The following is a 17,265-nucleotide window of genomic DNA, read 5'->3' on the forward strand; positions in this document are numbered from 1 at the left end:
TTCTCGCACAAAATCTTGTTTAATCAACAGAGTCTACGATTTTTAAATCACTAGATAGAGGAGAAGATAGTTATGAACGCTAAGCTTGCCGCAGCAATATCTTTAGGCGCAAGTTCTCTTGCATTATTCGGCATGGCAAATGTGGCAAATGCTGCAACTACTTCTACAACTGCAACTAATACTCCTATTACATCTATCACCAATGAATCACAATCTGAAGTAGAAAAAATCAAAAAAGACGCCACAGAAATTATTAATGAAGCAGATTCTATTAGCAATGAAGCTAATACAGCTGCCAATGAGGCAAATGGAGTTGACTCTGAAGCAAAGAAAGCAGAAAAAGAGAACAATGAAGCGAATACGGAGGCAGATAACGCAAAACAAAATAAAATACAATGTGAAACGGATTTAAAAACTGCAAAAGAGCTAGAAGTAAAAACTGAAGAAGAATCACGCGAAAATCAAAATAATATAGACAATACCAATATAGAATTATCAAGAGTTGAGGAAAAAAAGAATAAAGCTGAAGAAGAAAAGAATAAAGCTGAAGAAGAAAAACAAAAAGCAGAAAAAGAGAATAGCGAAGCAAACAGTAATGTAAGAGAAAATCAGTCTGAGCTAAATAAAGCACAATCTGATTTTGACACTTACACTTCCTCGCACAACGAAGAAAAACAGAATGAATCTAATGTAGAGAATGAATTAAGTTCTGCAAAAAATAGTCAGAAAACATTACAGGCAGAATATAATCAATCAGTCGAAGCCGCTAATGGTGCAGAAAAAGCAAAATCTTTAGCAAATGAGGCACTGAAAAAGAATAAGCAAGAAAAGATTAACATACAAAATGAAATAAATAATATTAAAAATAGTACATCAAATATAGATGATGAAAAAATTAAAGAATTACAAAAAAAGATTAATGAAACTACAGTTAATTTAAATAATACAAAATCAGATTTAGATTCAAAAAATGCATACGTTTCCCAGCAAAAGTCAATATTAGCTTCAAAAACTGAAGAATTTAATACTGCAAAACTGAATTGTGATAATAATGGGTATTGTAGTCGACTTATCAAAGCAGAAGAAGAATTAGAAAAAGCTAAAATCAACGCAAAGAAAGCAAACGACGCATACAACGCTGCTGATAGTACTTATGATGCTAAAGCAGAAATATCAAAACGATCTGATTTTTATAAATTCCTGCAATATGTTATCGATATTGAGAACAGAAAGGGCGAGAATAAAAATGATGCACTCATTAAAGACGCTGAATACGCACAAAGCATTCTTAAAGGTGAGAAATACACTGTTCCCAAGAGAGTACTAAGCGATGGAAGATATTTTGCCGCATATGATGTTCAATCACCAACATGGTATAAAGACGTTGTAGCTAAAGGTTTAGGTCGAATCGGCAGCGCAGATTCCTTAGAAAACATGAAGGAAGCTGCCACATATTATGATTTGCTGAATAAACTGCGAAATGAAGATTCTCCAACTCTATCAGCAACTGGGGTAAAGCTTAGATTGATAGCTGAATCAATTGTGCATTCCTTCTACTCTGCCGCACTCTATGGTGAACATGCTGGATTACGAAAAATTTATAAAAATTCAGAAATAATGAATACAAATCCGTATAAGGCTAATGAGAATTTAGCTTGGGGTGATTACGATGGGGACAGTGAAGACCGTTATAAAATTAAAGATGACGAATGCAATATAGATGAAAATGGAATGACGCACTGTTCTATACACCCAGGCGTAACGATTAGCGCTCTAAACGCATGGTACACAGTAGAAAAACATCGTTATGATAAAGCTATTAGCGAAGGCATTTTCTTAACATATTCTAACAAGAAACCAATTGAGCATAGATTAACTCCTGCTGCAAAAACTATTCTTGAAGAACACCGTTATGATATATTATCGTATTTGCGTAAACATAAACTGCAATTATTTGAAGAAGCTAATATAAACGAGCATCTTACATACCTATTCACTGAAGCCACGGGGCATTATTTGAGTTTTGCTCAAAGCAATATTAAAAGTAGTGGATTCTCTGAAGGAGATATTTATATACCTTATCCAACATGGCCAACTGAAGATGTAGCTGTTTGGCATGGGGATCGTGATACTGGAATTACGGTTAATGAGTACAAGGATCTTCTAAATGGTTACGTTAATACTGTTAAAAAACAGGATACGAAAAAAGGTGTTATTGACCGACTACAAAAACTTAATGGTCTAGCTAATAAAGCAAATATGGATTTGTTTGAAGCTAGGTACAATCTTCGCAAAGTACAATATGATTTAAATCTTCCTGCTGATGACAATGAAAAAACAGGTTTACAAGATCAAGAAGTTTCATTAAAGCAATCCGCTGTAAATGCTGCAGATAAAGAACTTAAGCGGAATGAAAATAATAAAAAACTAGGAACAGAATATGTAGAACTTTACGAGAAAAACATTGAAAAATGGAAAAATATTCCTGAAAAAGTTAATGATTATTTAAGAGATAAAGAAATTTTAAAAACAGTAGATGAGGATATTAAATATGCTAAATCTATCCTAAGTCAAAAACAACAACAGTTGAATTCTGCTATAAAATCAAGAAATGCAGCTAAAAAAGAATACGAAAAAGTGAAGCTTCTGAAGGATACCTTTACAAGAGTTGACAATGAAAAAGCAGCTTCTGAAGCTAACTATAATCTCGCTGTTGAAAATGCAAAAACTGTTAAATCAGAATTCGAAAAGTTAAGTAAAGAATATGAGGAAACCAATAAAACATTAAAAAAAGCAAAAGCTGATCTTAAAAAATATAATGAAGAAAAAGCTGAAAAGATTCAACAGCTCACTAATAAACTAAGTGATTTAAATTCAAAAACTAGTTCGTTAACTAAATCTGCAGATGCTGCTGCTAAAATTGCACAAGAAAAACAAAATTATGCCTCTTCAAAAAACGAAGAATTGAAATCTGTAGGTCTGAAAATCGCTTCACTTACAAATAAACTTTCTAAAATTAGGGAAAGACTTTCTAATAGTGAAAAGAATATAGACAATGCGAGAAAAATAGTACAAAATAAACGCAAAATACTTAAGGCTGCAAAAAATAAAGCAGAAGAAACACAAACAAAACTCAGTAGAGCGATCTCAAAATTTGAAAATAAATCAACGGCAGCAACCTCAGCTGAAGCTTCAGTCGCTGCCGTACAAAAAAAGCTTAACAAGTTAGTGCGTGAAAAAAGTGAACTTGACGCAAAACTTCGTGAAGCAAGTAAAACTGTGGATAATGCAATAAAATCTTTGAAACTTGCAAACAAACGTGTAGAAAATGATAATAAAATAGTTGCAGAAAAGAAGAAAATATTTGATGCTGTAAAAAAGAAAGCAGGAGAAACACAAACAAAACTCAGTAACACAAAAACTAAGATTAATATAATAAACCAGAAGATTATTGTTCTGAAAACCAAAATAGCTACTTATGCAGCTATGCAAGGATATGAATCATTAAATGATATTACACCTACGCTGAATAGTAGTGCAGATACATTAAATGAAAATCTTGTCAAATTAAATAGCATGAGCAATAGTCTAAGCACTTATGCACCAGTTCCAAAGCCAGAACCACCAGTAGTACCACCAGTTCCAAAGCCAGAACCACCAGTAGTACCACCAGTTCCAAAGCCAGAACCACCAGTAGTACCACCAGTTCCAAAGCCAGAACCACCAGTAGTACCACCAGTTCCAAAGCCAGAACCACCAGTAGTACCACCAGTTCCAAAGCCAGAACCACCAGTAGTACCACCAGTTCCAAAGCCAGAACCACCAGTAGTACCACCAGTTCCAAAGCCAGAACCACCAGTAGTACCACCAGTTCCAAAGCCAGAACCACCAGTAGTACCACCAGTTCCAAAGCCAGAACCACCAGTAGTACCACCAGTTCCAAAGCCAGAACCACCAGTAGTACCACCAGTTCCAAAGCCAGAACCACCAGTAGTACCACCAGTTCCAAAGCCAGAACCACCAGTAGTACCACCAGTTCCAAAGCCAGAACCACCAGTAGTACCACCAGTTCCAAAGCCAGAACCACCAGTAGTACCACCAGTTCCAAAGCCAGAACCACCAGTAGTACCACCAGTTCCAAAGCCAGAACCACCAGTAGTACCACCAGTTCCAAAGCCAGAACCACCAGTAGTACCACCAGTTCCAAAGCCAGAACCACCAGTAGTACCACCAGTTCCAAAGCCAGAACCACCAGTAGTACCAGAACACCATAATGAAGGTGGTTCTAATACCAACACTGGCACTGGATTACAAGAGCAAAACACTGAATCAGACAACGCTAATCAAAATACTGGTTCAACTAGCTCAACGCAGAATGACACTAGCAACAGCACTAACAACACTACGAGCAATAGTACGAGTTCTAGCGAATCCTTCGAAAACTACTACAACCAGTATCTTGCAGGATACGCAAACAACTTATTTGGCAGCAAGCAACTCGGATTCCACGCTGCTATTCCAGCTGCACAATCGCAGAGTGCAAACGGAGCTAACGGTGCAAACGCTCAAAACGCTCAAAATGCTAATGGCGTTGCAGCAAATAATGTTGCAGGCGCAGCGCACGCTAACACTCTTAGCGCAAGCAGCGCTAACCACATAGCAGCTGCTCTTGCAAGTGGCGCTAAAGCTGCAGTCAAGGATCTTGCTAAAGATCTTACTAAAGCACAAGATGCTGCTAAGGATTCTGCAAAGAACGATGCAAAGGATTCTGCAAAGAGCAAGTCTAAGAGCGAATCCAAGAATGATTCCAATAGCGAATCTAAGGATGAGTCTAAGAACGCTCAAGCTTCTGGCGGCGCACAAGACGGCGCGCAAAGCGCGTCCAACAGCACTACGTTTAAGGTTGTTGCAGCTCTAGCGGCTGTTGTTGCAGGAATCGCAGCAATCGGAGGCGGCACTTACTTCGCTCGCCATCGTCGTCCATAATCAAAACTAAATAAAACAAAAACCGCGGTTGACTGGTCTTATAACTGACTCGTCTGCCGCGGTTTTTTGTATCAACCCACACTCCCACGTTTCGTATCTACACCATGCTCATGCGTTACAAATGCCTCATGCGCGAGACAAATGTAACGAAAATCAGCCAAAAAGCGTTACAAATGTCGTACCTCCGAGACATATATAACGAATCCAGCCATCGCGCAACAGCAAACAGAGAATGTCGTTCGCGCAGTCTAAGCGCCCATGCAAGTCGATTCGCTAGAACCCCAAGCGCTCAAGCTTCTTAGGGTCGCTCTGCCACCCCTTTGCAACCTTTACGTGCAAATCGAGCACAGCTTTAGCGCCTGTAATACGATTCACCGCAGTGCGCAAACGCTTCTTAACGCGCACAAGATGCTCCGCACCGCGCCCAATAATAATCGGCTTTTGCGAATCGCGCTCAACATACACCGACACAATCACATGCGCTTTATTATCGTCATATTGTGCATAGTCCTCATCTCCTGGGCGCACAATGCTATCTACAACAACCGCAAGCGAATGTGGCAACTCGTCGTCAAGCTCCTCAAGAAAAGCCCCGCGAATCAACTCCGCAATCATGCTAGAAGGACTCTCCTCGCTAAGCTGATCGTCTGGATACATCTTCGGACCTTCTGGAAGATTGTCAATCAAAACCTTCTTAACTTCGTCAACATTGTCGCGTTCCAAAGCGCTAACTGGCACAATATCCGTAAAATCGGCAAACTGTTGAATCTCAATCAAATGAGACACCAACTCATCGCGGCTTAGCGTATCAATTTTAGTGACGATTCCAATAAGCGGAACCTTCCACACCCAGTTTCCAGACGCGTCTTTTTTAGCAAAATCGGAGCGAAGTCGGCTTAAGATTCTTCTATCTCCAGGCCCAATCTCTTGATCTGCTGGAAGCAAGAAAGCAATAGCATCCACATCCGCAAGCGACTCGTCTACAATATCGTTCAAACGCTGGCCTAGCAAAGTGCGAGGCCTGTGGATTCCTGGCGTATCAACTAACACCATTTGCGCGTCTGGAGTTGTTAAGATTCCGCGAATCGCCTTGCGCGTTGTTTCTGGGCGAGAAGACGCGATTGCGATTTGCGTTCCGATTAGCGCGTTCATAAGCGTTGATTTTCCAACGTTTGGTCTGCCTACTACAGCAACAAATCCCGATTTATAGCCGTTAAAATCAGGCACTTCTACGCTCGCTTTTAGAGAAGGATCTAAATTAGCAAACATTTCGTCATTCATATCGTCGTCCATATCTTCCATATCGTCACTCATATCATTAACATCTTTCATATCATTCATAATTAAACACTATTTATCGCCATCAGCTTGCGATGATTCACTATCTTTACCACTATCTTTATCGCCATTCTTGCCATTATTCTTGGCATCAGCCTTGCTGTCACTCTTTCCGCCGCTCTTTCCATCACCATCGTCTTCTTCTTTAAGTCCTTGAATATCTTTAAGACCTTGAATATCTCGCTCAACAAGAATCGTGGAGACTTTCTTGCGCCGCCCAGCAGAATCAACCGCGGTTAGCTTAAGACCGCGAGTCACAGCACTCGACCCAACAATCGGCACGTTTCCAAGCAACTTGGTAAGCAACCCAAACACAGTGTCTACATCGTCTTCGTCTATATGCACTTCAAAAATATCTTCCAAATCGGCAATCGGCGTGCGCGCAGGCATTTTCCACACACCCTTACTCACCTCTTGCGGATCCGCGCGCTGAGTGCGGTCGTGCTCGTCTTCTAGCTCTCCAACAATTTGCTCAATCGCGTCTTCAATCGTTACAAGCCCTGCAATTCCGCCATATTCGTCTACAACAACGGCAACATGCTGGCGGATTCGCTGCATTTCGTGGAACAAATCATCCACTGGCTTGGACTCTGGTACAAGCATTGGGCTTCGACTAATCGTAGAAACCGCGCGCTCAGATGCTGCTGGATTAAACACGGTTGCGCGCACAGCATCCTTTAAATACGCGATTCCTTCCAAATCGTCAACCGACTCGCCAATTATAGGCACGCGAGAAAATCCAGATCTTGAGCACAATTTTAGGAAATTTTCCAGCGTTTCGTCGTTTTTAACGCAAATCATATCGGTTCGCGGAACCATGATTTCGCGCGTTAACGTGTCGGAAAGCGTAAGCACGTTGCGCATCATCTCTGAAACTTCTGGGTCAAAATCGTTTGCTTCCACAAGCCTATCGATACTCGCTTTAGCTTGGTCTAATTGAATATTCTCCAACTCTTCGTCGTCGGAAAGAGCAGCATTTTTCTTATGATTTTGGCTTTGATTTTGCGAATCTCCACGGCTTGCGATTTTTGCAAAAGGATTCATAAAAACAGCAATCGAAATTATTCTAGATAAGCGCATCAGCTTAAAAACTGGCTGAGCCGCTCCCACTGCTCTTGGCCGCACAAGAACAGAAACAATTGCAACAATCATTGCAACTATTAGCCCGATTAATAGCGTTAACCAAAGAGGCGCACCAAGAGTCGCCGTGATTGCAGAAAAAGCCACGCCGTCCAACACGTTACACACGATTCGCACAAACGCGCACGCTCCGCTCGTAGCATACCTATCTGCTATAAGCTTTTTTGCTCTGCGAATTCTAGCAAGCTTCCTCAAGCGAACGATTTGACTTTCGTTATCGTTCGTTTGCTCTTCAATCATAAGATTATTAAGACTAGACCTTGTGACTCTTGGCACAGCACCTTCCGCCGCCGCCATTGCAAGCGAAAGCCACACAAGCAAAACTGCGACTATTGCAATTGCACACAAGCAAGCCCACATATGTGCAGGTAAATCGGGAATCGGCGGAATTGTAATGTTATTTAGCATGATTTTTCTCGTATTCTTCCAGCTCATTTACGGCACCAGCTGGCAAAGTGGCGTCGTAAAGCTCGCCAGATCTAGCCGCAAAGAACGTTAGCAAAAGCTGCCTTTGCAAGCCAAACATTTGCTTTTCTTCTTGAGGCGTAGTGTGATCGTATCCAAGCAAATGCAACATTCCGTGAATCGTGAGCAATAGCATCTCTTCCATTGTGCTATGCCCTGCCGCTGCTGCCTGTTGAGCCGCCACCCACGGGCAAATCACAAGGTCTCCAAGCATTCCTTCACTCACTTTGTCGTCGCTTCCAGGAGTCAACTCGTCCATTGGAAAGCTCATAACGTCTGTAGGACCTTCTAAGTCCATCCACTTTTCGTGAAGACTAGCGATTGGCTCTGGGTCCACAAAAGTAATTGACAAATCGGATTGAACGCTTACTCGCATTTGTTGCAAAACCCACATTCCAAGGTCGGAGAATATTTTTGGGTCGATTTGCCAAACGGTTTCGTTCATCACTTCAACACTCATGATTACTTGATATTCCTCTCAAGATTTTGCGATTCAAGACTTTGCGATTCTTCGGTTGCTGGCGATTCAAGACTTTTCCTATTTCTAGCCTTCTCGCGCCTAAAATCAGCCTCGCGATTTTCCCACGCTTCGTACGCTTCTACGATTCGCCCAACAAGCTCAGCTCTAACAACGTCTTGCGCATTTAAGTGAACAAACGCAATGCTTTTAACGTCTTTCAGCACGTTCTCAATCGAAGCTAATCCAGATTTTGGAACCGCTAAATCAACTTGCGTTCTATCTCCTGTAATCACCATTGTGGTGTTAAATCCAAGACGCGTCAAAAACATCTTAAGCTGCTGAACAGTAGCATTTTGCGCTTCGTCTAAAATAACAAAAGCGTCATTAAGCGTGCGACCTCTCATGTATGCAAGCGGAGCCACTTCCACAACGTTCTCGTCCATGTATCGCTTAAGTTGCGGCGCTCCCAACATGTCGGAAAGCGCGTCGTAAAGCGGTCTTAAATATGGATCCACTTTGTCGTTTAGCGTTCCAGGCAAGAATCCAAGATTTTCCCCAGCTTCTACAGCAGGGCGCGTCAACACTATTCTTCGCACTCGCCCATCTTCTAAAGCTCTAACCGCCTTAGCAACCGCTAAATACGTTTTTCCTGTACCAGCAGGCCCAATTCCAAACGTTACAGTATTTGATTCCATTGCTTGCACATAAGCTGTTTGACCCGCTGTTTTTGCGCGAACAGGATTTCCTCCTGCAAACGTTATAACACCTTTAGCCATTCGCGCTTTTCTGCTCATTGCGCGCCTTTTAGCATCTTCACTAGATGGCATTAAATCGGCAGAACCGCGCGCAAAATCGCTTTCCATTGCGCCAGTTCCAAAGCCAGATTCAGCTCCAGTACCAAAAGACTTTAATCCGCTAAACGCTCCTCCTAAAACTCCGCCATTGTGCCCAATTCTATCGATTCGCACATTATGCTCGATACCTTTAAGCACATCTCTTTCTAGCATGCGTTTTACAGCATAAGAATCAACAGGAGCTTCGTAAGCGCAATCAACTATTTTGCGCAACGCGTGTTCGGCTTTGCAAGCGTCTTCTTCACTTCTTGCGCTTCTAGATACGATTTTCACACAATCCGCGTGAACGGAAATATCTATGCTTGGAAAAGCCTTCTCCAACTCTCTTAAGTTTGAATCTGCTGCTCCCAAAACAGCAACTGGGCTTAATTCGCTTGGAATTTGAACAATACGCGTTGTACTATTTGCCACGATTTATAAACTACCTTCTTCAAGTTTTTCGCCTGTTAAAACATGAGCGTGAACATGGAACACGGTTTGACCAGCTCCCAAACCAGTGTTGAAAACAAGGCGATAATCGCCATTATAAAAGTCGTTTGCAATTTTTTGCGCAACGCATGCAATATGAGCCAAAACATCAGAATCATTTTGAGCAAGATCTGCAACATTCTTGTAATGATTGCGCGGAACAATCAAAACATGCACCTTGGCTTGCGGATTAATGTCTTTAAAAGCCACTACTTCATCGTCTTCATACACTTTGCTGCTTGGGATTTGCCCATCAATTATCTTGCAAAAAATGCAATCGTCGTCAGTTTTGTATGTTTTGCATGCTTTATCCATTATTTTGCCCACTTTTCAATAATTCTTATTGCAATTCTTGTTGCAATTCTTATTGCCGAACACCATTTACTATTTTACACAAAACACGCACAAAGCTTGCAAAGATTGCTTACTACTCATACCTGCCAAGTGCTCTAGAAAGCAACGATAAACATACTGGCCCTGCTGTAGATGCGCGTAAAATATTGCTTCCTAAAACGCAACTTTTAGCTCCAGCGTCTATAAAACTTTGCACTTCTTCTTCGCTAATTCCACCTTCTGGCCCCACAACTACATAAACAGTGCGCGTTTTTCCATCTTTTAAGCATTTTTCCGTTAAGTCGTTTACGTAGTTTTCGATTTGACTAAAAGAATCCGTTGCGTCTTGATGCAAAACAACTACAAGACTTCCATAAACGCATGCACGCCTACAAATCGCTAGAATCTGCTTACTTGTAACTGGCTCTAAAAGCTGTGGAATCCACGCTCTGCGAGATTGCTCCGTTGCAGCCTCAAGCACCTGATTCCATCGCTTATCTGTGCGCCCTGGCTTCCATTTTGAAATCGACCTATTTGCGCACCAAGGAATTACTTCGTCTACTCCGATTTGCGTAGCCATGTCTATTGCTTGCTCGTCGTGACCCGTTTTTGCGAGAGCCTGAATAAGCGCTAATCTGGTTGTTGGCGCTGGCTCTTTTATGAACGAATCTACTGTAACTAAGCCGTTTTCGCTGTCTGTAATCGTTGCGTGAATTCGCACTCCTTTGCCGTCCGAAAGGTCTAGCGAATCGCCATCCGAAAGTCGCATTGCGCTTATTGCGTGCCTTTTAACGTGTTGAGGCAAGCTAAGAGTCCAGCCCTCTTCAATCCCATTTGCAAGAACGGGCGCATCGTCTTTATTCGTATCCAGCAAAAACAAAGCATCTGTCATAATTTAAGCCTAACGTTAGGCGCAGCCAACATCTTTGCTACTTAAGTATTTCTACTCAAGTATTTCTGTGCAAGTATTATGGCAAACTAGAATTATACGAATTGGAGGTATGCGCAAATGGTTGACGATTTTAGACGCAACTTTGCGCATTCTAATAATCAAGATTGCACTACAAGCGATGAAGCTTTTGTGACTTTTCGCGTATCTCGTTTTACGCCAAATGACGGTTCTTGCGATTCGTTGGTTGCTGGCGACTCCGCGGTTGCTGGCGATTCAAGCACCGATTCAGCCACCAACCCAGCACCAATCGCCTCCACTAACTCCCCTGGTTTAGTTAGAAGGCACCGAGAAAGCCCTTTTGCAAAAAAGCGCAAAAGTAGCCCATTTTCAACGCAAAATTCTGGCGATTTACCAGCTAAACCATTAAGCGGAAAACATTGGATTCAAGATTATACGATTCGTGCGCGCAAAAATGACACAATTTTAGACTGCTTGCTTAAAATTAAGCGCACAATAGACCCCACTTTGGCATTTAGATACTCTTGCGGTCACGGCGTTTGCGGATCGGATGCTGCAAACGTAAACGGCATGCCTACTTTACTTTGCACAGCTACAATCGCTCAAAACGCTAGGCAAAATACACAAACTCAAGGTGTTAGATCAAGCGGTTTTAGAAAAACTGGTAGCGTAAAGTCGCAAGCAACCGCAACACTAACTACAACACCAACAGCCGATGAAAATCACAATCTGCAGTCACAATCTAAAGAAACTCTTTCTTTAATCCAAAATGGAAGCTTTGGCATTATTGAGATTGCGCCACTTTCAGGCTTTGCTGTTCAAAGAGACCTTATTTGCGACCTTTCCCCAATGATTGCACAGCTTAAAAGACTTGAGCCATATTTGCAAACGCAAAATGTTCAAACAAGAAACAGCAGCGGAAAGCTTGCGATTATTGAGTTTTTGCAGCACCCAGAGCAGCTTGCAAAGTTTGAGCTTTTAAGCAATTGCATAATGTGCGGCGTGTGTGAAGGAATTTGCCCAGTCTATGCAGGCGGAGAAGCGTTTATTGGACCTGCAGCACTTGTAAATGCTGCGCGATTTATTAATGATTCTAGAGATAACGCCACTGATCGAAGATTAGACTTGGCGGATTCTAGCGACGGCATAGGCGCGTGCCAATCCGTGCGCGCGTGCTCTAGGCAATGCCCACGCGGAATCGACGTTGGAGAAGAAATTTGGCAACTTACAACGCTTATAAATGAGCGAAAAATGAAGGAAAACTAGCCAAAACTAGCCAAAACTAGCCAAAACTAATTAATAAACTTGTCTCCAGTTGCAATTCGCACAGCTTCTAGAGGGTCGTCTGTAATCGCAAGCAAACTAGGGTCAAAAGACGATATAAGTCCTCTTTCTTTAACTGTAGTTTCAATCCAATTCATAAGGCCTTTCCAATATTCGCTGCCGAAAAGAACAACAGGAATTTTAGAAACCTTATGCGTTTGAACAAGCGTAAGCGACTCAAAAAGCTCGTCCATTGTGCCAAAACCGCCTGGGCACACAATAATTCCCGAAGAATATTTTAGGAACATTGTTTTGCGAACAAAAAAGTAACGAAATTGCATTCCAAGATTCACCCACTGATTTAGGCCCTGCTCGTGAGGCAATTCGATTCCTAGCCCCACGCTTGTTCCTCCGGCTTCTGCCGCTCCGCGATTTGCCGCTTCCATAATTCCAGGCCCGCCGCCCGTAATCACAGCAAAACCGCGTTTTACAAGCTCTTTGCCCATTATGCGAGCGCTACTGTATTCTGGCGCATCTGGCTTTATTCGTGCAGAGCCAAAAACGCTAACAGCTAATCCAAGTTTTGCCAAAGCGTCGAAGCCATCAATAAATTCGGCTTGTATTCTAAGAACTCGCCAAGGGTCAAGTCCTTGCCACGCATGATTATCTTGCAAATCGCCGTTAGGCAAATCGTGTTGCAATAGCGTTTCAGTTGTGCTTTCCTTAGGAATCATTGGACCGCGCATCATTACGGCGCCGCTGTAATAAGTGTCTTTCCAAGGTGAATTCTGTTCGCTTTGCGCGCGCAAGTCGCAAGAATTATCTGGATTATCAGATTTACCAGAATTATCTAAACTATCTAAATTACCTAAATTATCTAAATTATTCTTAGAAACCATAAGTCACCTTTAGAACTTTCTAGTCACTTTCTAGTCGTCTTGTAATCGCGTTAAATAAACGCATTAAAGTCACTCTTCAATATCGTCTAATTCTTCTTCCATATGATTCGATTGCTTTGCAAGCAAGAATCCAGAAACAGCAGCCGCAATAATAGACGCTACTAGCACGCCGAATCGCGCTTCGCCCGAAAGATCCGCATCGCTGTACGCAAGAGAAGCGATTAACAAAGACACAGTAAAACCAATTCCGCACGCGCATGCTGTAGGCAAAAGGTCGCGAACACGCAAATCGTCTGGAACGCGCAAGCCAATAACTTTCTTAGCAAACCAAGCAGTAATCATAATTCCAAGTGGCTTTCCAACAACTAGCGCAATCGTAATCGCAATTAGTATTGGAGACAAGAACAGCTGCCAAGTCAATGTTTCAAAATGAACTCCAGTTGCAAAAAGCGCAAAAACTGGCAGCGCAAACAAAGAAGACAAAGGCTGAATTTTCTGGCGATACCTTTCGGCTCTAAGCGACTTTTCGCCGTGAACAAGATGCGCAGGAGTTAGCAAACCAACCATTACGCCTGCAAGAGTTGGGTGAACGCCAGCTTGATACATCATAACCCACGCAAGCAAGCCAACAAGAGCCACAACAGGCCATGGAACGCGCTTTAATCGCACAAGCATAGTCCACACTAATCCGCATAAAACAACGCCTACAAACCAATACCATGCGTTAAGCGAAGAGAAGAACAATGCGATTAATGCGATTCCAAGAAGATCGTCTACTGTAGCCAGAGTCATTAAAAATGCGCGCAATGCTTTAGGAAGCGTTTTAGCAAAAAGCGCAAGAACAGCCAGCGAGAATGCTATATCTGTTGCCGTAGGAATAGCCCAGCCAGCGCGAACCATGTCTAAAGACGGAAGCGCTCCAGAAGTAAGTCGCATAATCTCTTGACCAGCGTGCAACTCCGAGAATATTGTAACAGTTCCCGCAAAAAGAATAGGAGGAACAACCATACCTCCAACCGCGCAAATCATTGGCATTGCTGCCGCGCGAGGGTCTCTAAGCGATCCTGCAATAAGCTCGTGTTTTAAGTCTAAACCAACTGTAAGAAAGAAAATAGTTAGCACGCCGTCTTGAACCCAGTGGCTAATCGACATGTGAATATTGGTGTACGGAATTCCGATTTGCGTGTGAGAAACAGCTTCAAAAATCGGAGACGTAAATGGCAAATTTGCAAGCATTAATCCAGCTAAAGCAAATCCGAGCATAATTAACCCAGATGTACGCTCATTATTGGCTATTTTGCATACTGTTTTCCAAGAGCGTCTTAGCATGATGTAAATCTTCCCTCCGATTTTCTATCTTTTATTTTCTATTTTCTATTTTTGACTTTTGACTTTTAGTTTTTAGTTTCGACTTCTTACTTTCAACTTTTGTTTAACAATTTACGGCATATAAATTTTATGCGATAAAGTTTATGCACCTAGGACTTATAAGTATATAGGATACGTATCGAAATATAACAAAAAACGCCACCTCGCTTAGAAGTGACGTTTCAAATTGTGGAGCTAGGGGGATTCGAACCCCCGACCCCCTCCATGCCATGGAGATGCGCTACCAGCTGCGCCATAGCCCCGTTTTTAATTGTGCGGCTCAAACGAACCTTTGATAGAATACAACAGATTTTGCTACCAACCAAACTCGGCGTGTCGTAAGCTCCTCAATTTTTGTTGTAAAAATATGGATTTCTTGCCGCATAAAACTATTATTCGCCACCACCCGATGTTTGTTGCGATCCAGATTCTCCCTGCTGTACAGAAGTACCACCATCTGCACCATTAGGTGAAGAATAAGAAGGAGATGAAGGAGACGAAGCCGATCCAGAATCTGTGTTTTGTGAAGAATCACCCTTAGATCCGCTAGATTTTGAGTCAGATCCAGAATTGTTTAATCCATCCGCACCCTTTGAATCACCACTATTCGAAGAGTTTTTATCATCTAAAGAGTTTCCTTCATGATTATTCTCATCTTTTTTATCAGACGGTTTTTTATCCGAACTATTCTCATCATTCTTATTGTCTTCATTAGATTTGGAATAGTTGCCTGAATCTTGATTCTGATTTTGAATACGATTATTCTCACTATTTTCAGGAGTCTGATTTCCCCTATTAGTCTGATTGTTATTTTGCGCAGGATTCTGCGGTAAATTGTTTAAATTATCAGTGCCTTTTCCTTGCGTAAACAATAGAACCATGCCAGCAGTAATAATCACCGCAGCAAGGGCGCTAAGAACAGCAACTAAAATAGTAAGTCGTTTGTACCTTGACTCATCATCCACGTATTTTTTCTGCTTTGCATAGTCATAATCACTATTGTTACCTAATCTACGCTTTGCGTCGGTTAGCGTAAGCAGAGAATCCGAATCTCCTTCCGAAAGCGAATTATCTTCTTCTTTCATCTTTCTTAATGAAGACAATTCCATAATGCTTGTGTTATCAACGCTATTATCAGCATTTTGCCCAGAGGCAGTAGCCATAACTTTTCTAACTGTTTTTATTCTGCGAGGTTCGTTCGCTTCATGGACCTCATATTCTTCTGGCATATCATCCTCTAATGCAATAAATCGCGCATTATTTACAACTTTAGTGTCATCATCTGCATAATGGCTTGAAACTGATTTTAATGCAGAAGAAGATTGGATCTTTTTTGAAGACGCGTGAATAACATTTTGATAAAGTTGCGATGCTACAGCAGACACAATCGAACCTATTGCAACACCAATTACTGATCCTGCTATACCGATTTTTGACGATAGAAGGAATGCTGTAACAGCTGCTAAAGAACCAGCCAGCACTTGCGTAAACGATATTCCTTTGAAGAAGTTCTTCACAAGTACCACCTTACAAAATTATTATTTACTACTATTCAAATTGACAATTATTGACAACTATTTAAATTGACAACTATTTAAATTGTAGATGCTGCTGCAGATGCAACTTTAGACTCTGTTTCAGAAATTTTCTGCTTATTTTTGATTTTTATAAGCTCAATATGCTCTGCCAAACTTGCAAGCAGAATCGCAGCAAAAATCAATGCAAAGCCAATAAAAGCAACGCTTGTTACGCGCTCGTTGTATAGAATGCTAGAAAATAGCAATGTAAACAAGCATTCTGTGCACATAATCACGGAAGCGTTAGCTGTTGAAAGATAAATCAGAGTATAGTTTTGAATAATTTGCGCAAGAACAGTTACTATCACTATAAGATAGAACATGTTTGTAAACGTAATCCAATTATCTTCAGCATTAAAATTAGGCAGAGGCTCGCTTATTGCAGCTCCGCACAAAAATAGAACTCCAGAAACACTAAACTGGCCGAATGTTAAAGCAACGGGATTGTATTGCCTAGAGTAATACGCTAAGTATGTTAAGTTAAACGCAAAAACAGCCGCGCAAATAAGAGTTAAAACATCTCCGTGAGAAAGCGTAAGAACAAGCAAGCCTGGCTTTAGCGCAACGAATCCAACACCTACAACGCATGTTAGAGCTGCAATAATTCCTAAAAGCGTTGGCTTTTTTCTAATAATCATCCAAGCTGAAAATGGCGCTATAACACAGTAGGCGGCTGTAAGAAAAGCACTTCTACCTGGGTCTATCCACCTTAATCCTTCTGTTTGAGTAACTAAAGATGCGTAATATGTAACACCTGTTAAAAGCGAAGGAATTATTAGCTTTTTAGTAAAATTTTTGCGGATTGTTTTAAAGAAGACTGCGCCCATTATTATGCACGCTCCAAGCATGCGAACTCCCATAAGCCATTGAGGTGGGAATACTTCTAGAGCGTATTTAGATGAGACGTAGCTTCCGCCCCAAATTGCGGCGCATAAGAGCAACATGATTCGCGCGAAGTTTACGTTAATTCGATTGTTCTGTCTTGGTTGAACCGCGCTATTTATTTCACTCATGTCACTCCCCTCAATTTCTTGCAAATCACAAGTCTATAGCATTAAATTTTTCTTTAAGTTAGCTAAATTGCCTTATAAACTTTATAGAATAGCCACAAAAACAAGAAAAGTACAACCTATCGGCGTTCCTTCGGAAAATTTCCTAATTGACAACTGAATTGGTTGTACACACTGCGACTTTACCTTAATAT

At 41.6% G+C, this 17,265-nt stretch carries 12 protein-coding genes and 1 tRNA gene; 2 read left to right on the forward strand and 11 right to left on the reverse strand.

The genetic code is table 11. The features are described from left to right. Positions 1-72 precede the first annotated feature (72 nt). Positions 73-4,986 (forward strand): hypothetical protein, encoded by a 4,914-nt coding sequence (locus HXT24_RS05500; protein WP_422119304.1) that lies wholly within the window; start codon positions 73-75, stop codon positions 4,984-4,986. A gap of 273 nt (positions 4,987-5,259) precedes the next feature. On the opposite strand, the gene era is transcribed toward HXT24_RS05500, so the two are convergent. The 6 genes from era to HXT24_RS05530 form a co-directional block, all read right to left on the reverse strand. After that, a complete protein-coding gene (era, locus tag HXT24_RS05505; protein WP_422119305.1) occupies positions 5,260-6,327 on the reverse strand; it encodes a GTPase Era in 1,068 nt (355 codons plus the stop codon). A gap of 9 nt (positions 6,328-6,336) precedes the next feature. Next, entirely contained in the window at positions 6,337-7,872 is a 1,536-nt protein-coding gene (locus HXT24_RS05510; RefSeq protein ID WP_422119306.1) for a hemolysin family protein, read from the reverse strand. Further along, positions 7,862-8,389: an rRNA maturation RNase YbeY gene (gene ybeY / locus HXT24_RS05515; RefSeq protein ID WP_004114866.1), complete on the reverse strand. Its 528-nt coding sequence runs from the start codon at positions 8,387-8,389 to the stop codon at positions 7,862-7,864. The genes HXT24_RS05510 and ybeY overlap by 11 nt, the downstream gene beginning before the upstream one ends. 2 nt (positions 8,390-8,391) lie before the next feature. Then, positions 8,392-9,654: a PhoH family protein gene (locus HXT24_RS05520; RefSeq protein WP_422119307.1), complete on the reverse strand. Its 1,263-nt coding sequence runs from the start codon at positions 9,652-9,654 to the stop codon at positions 8,392-8,394. Positions 9,655-9,657: 3 nt separating this feature from the next. Then, positions 9,658-10,026 carry a histidine triad nucleotide-binding protein gene (locus tag HXT24_RS05525; RefSeq protein WP_004114864.1) on the reverse strand — a complete coding sequence of 123 codons (369 nt, stop codon included), beginning with the start codon at positions 10,024-10,026 and terminating at the stop codon, positions 9,658-9,660. A gap of 112 nt (positions 10,027-10,138) precedes the next feature. After that, positions 10,139-10,936 carry a 16S rRNA (uracil(1498)-N(3))-methyltransferase gene (locus HXT24_RS05530; protein ID WP_019261762.1) on the reverse strand — a complete coding sequence of 266 codons (798 nt, stop codon included), beginning with the start codon at positions 10,934-10,936 and terminating at the stop codon, positions 10,139-10,141. Between the two features lie 117 nt (positions 10,937-11,053). Between HXT24_RS05530 and HXT24_RS05535 the strand changes: the two genes are divergently transcribed. Next, the gene (locus tag HXT24_RS05535) at positions 11,054-12,220 is read left to right on the forward strand and encodes a succinate dehydrogenase/fumarate reductase iron-sulfur subunit (RefSeq protein WP_422119308.1); all 1,167 of its coding nucleotides are present in this window, start codon (positions 11,054-11,056) and stop codon (positions 12,218-12,220) included. Positions 12,221-12,246: 26 nt separating this feature from the next. Here the strand turns inward: HXT24_RS05535 and HXT24_RS05540 are convergent, their stop codons facing one another. The 5 genes from HXT24_RS05540 to HXT24_RS05560 form a co-directional block, all read right to left on the reverse strand. Next, a complete protein-coding gene (locus tag HXT24_RS05540; protein ID WP_422119309.1) occupies positions 12,247-13,116 on the reverse strand; it encodes a TIGR00730 family Rossman fold protein in 870 nt (289 codons plus the stop codon). Positions 13,117-13,185: 69 nt separating this feature from the next. After that, positions 13,186-14,445, reverse strand: coding sequence for a Na+/H+ antiporter NhaA (locus HXT24_RS05545; RefSeq protein WP_116692003.1), 1,260 nt, complete (start codon positions 14,443-14,445; stop codon positions 13,186-13,188). A 229-nt stretch (positions 14,446-14,674) separates the two neighbouring features. After that, positions 14,675-14,747: transfer RNA gene (locus tag HXT24_RS05550), tRNA-Ala, on the reverse strand. A 129-nt stretch (positions 14,748-14,876) separates the two neighbouring features. Beyond that, positions 14,877-16,001 carry a hypothetical protein gene (locus tag HXT24_RS05555; protein WP_422119310.1) on the reverse strand — a complete coding sequence of 375 codons (1,125 nt, stop codon included), beginning with the start codon at positions 15,999-16,001 and terminating at the stop codon, positions 14,877-14,879. 77 nt (positions 16,002-16,078) lie between these two features. Further along, the gene (locus HXT24_RS05560; RefSeq protein ID WP_422119311.1) at positions 16,079-17,074 is read right to left on the reverse strand and encodes a DMT family transporter; all 996 of its coding nucleotides are present in this window, start codon (positions 17,072-17,074) and stop codon (positions 16,079-16,081) included. Between the last annotated feature and the right edge of the window lie 191 nt (positions 17,075-17,265).

Source organism: Gardnerella sp. DNF00354, assembly GCF_049262755.1.
GTDB lineage: Bacteria > Actinomycetota > Actinomycetes > Actinomycetales > Bifidobacteriaceae > Bifidobacterium > Bifidobacterium vaginale.

Excerpts from the sequence above, each read along its gene's own strand:
- HXT24_RS05530 (WP_019261762.1), bottom strand. The coding sequence starts at position 10,936 with ATGACAGATGCTTTGTTTTTGCTGGATACGAATAAAGACGATGCGCCC.
- HXT24_RS05545 (WP_116692003.1), bottom strand. The coding sequence starts at position 14,445 with ATGCTAAGACGCTCTTGGAAAACAGTATGCAAAATAGCCAATAATGAG.
- HXT24_RS05535 (WP_422119308.1), top strand. The coding sequence starts at position 11,054 with ATGGTTGACGATTTTAGACGCAACTTTGCGCATTCTAATAATCAAGAT.
- HXT24_RS05540 (WP_422119309.1), bottom strand. The coding sequence starts at position 13,116 with ATGGTTTCTAAGAATAATTTAGATAATTTAGGTAATTTAGATAGTTTA.
- HXT24_RS05500 (WP_422119304.1), top strand. The coding sequence starts at position 73 with ATGAACGCTAAGCTTGCCGCAGCAATATCTTTAGGCGCAAGTTCTCTT.
- era (WP_422119305.1), bottom strand. The coding sequence starts at position 6,327 with ATGAATGATATGAAAGATGTTAATGATATGAGTGACGATATGGAAGAT.
- HXT24_RS05560 (WP_422119311.1), bottom strand. The coding sequence starts at position 17,074 with ATGAGTGAAATAAATAGCGCGGTTCAACCAAGACAGAACAATCGAATT.
- ybeY (WP_004114866.1), bottom strand. The coding sequence starts at position 8,389 with ATGAGTGTTGAAGTGATGAACGAAACCGTTTGGCAAATCGACCCAAAA.
- HXT24_RS05525 (WP_004114864.1), bottom strand. The coding sequence starts at position 10,026 with ATGGATAAAGCATGCAAAACATACAAAACTGACGACGATTGCATTTTT.
- HXT24_RS05510 (WP_422119306.1), bottom strand. The coding sequence starts at position 7,872 with ATGCTAAATAACATTACAATTCCGCCGATTCCCGATTTACCTGCACAT.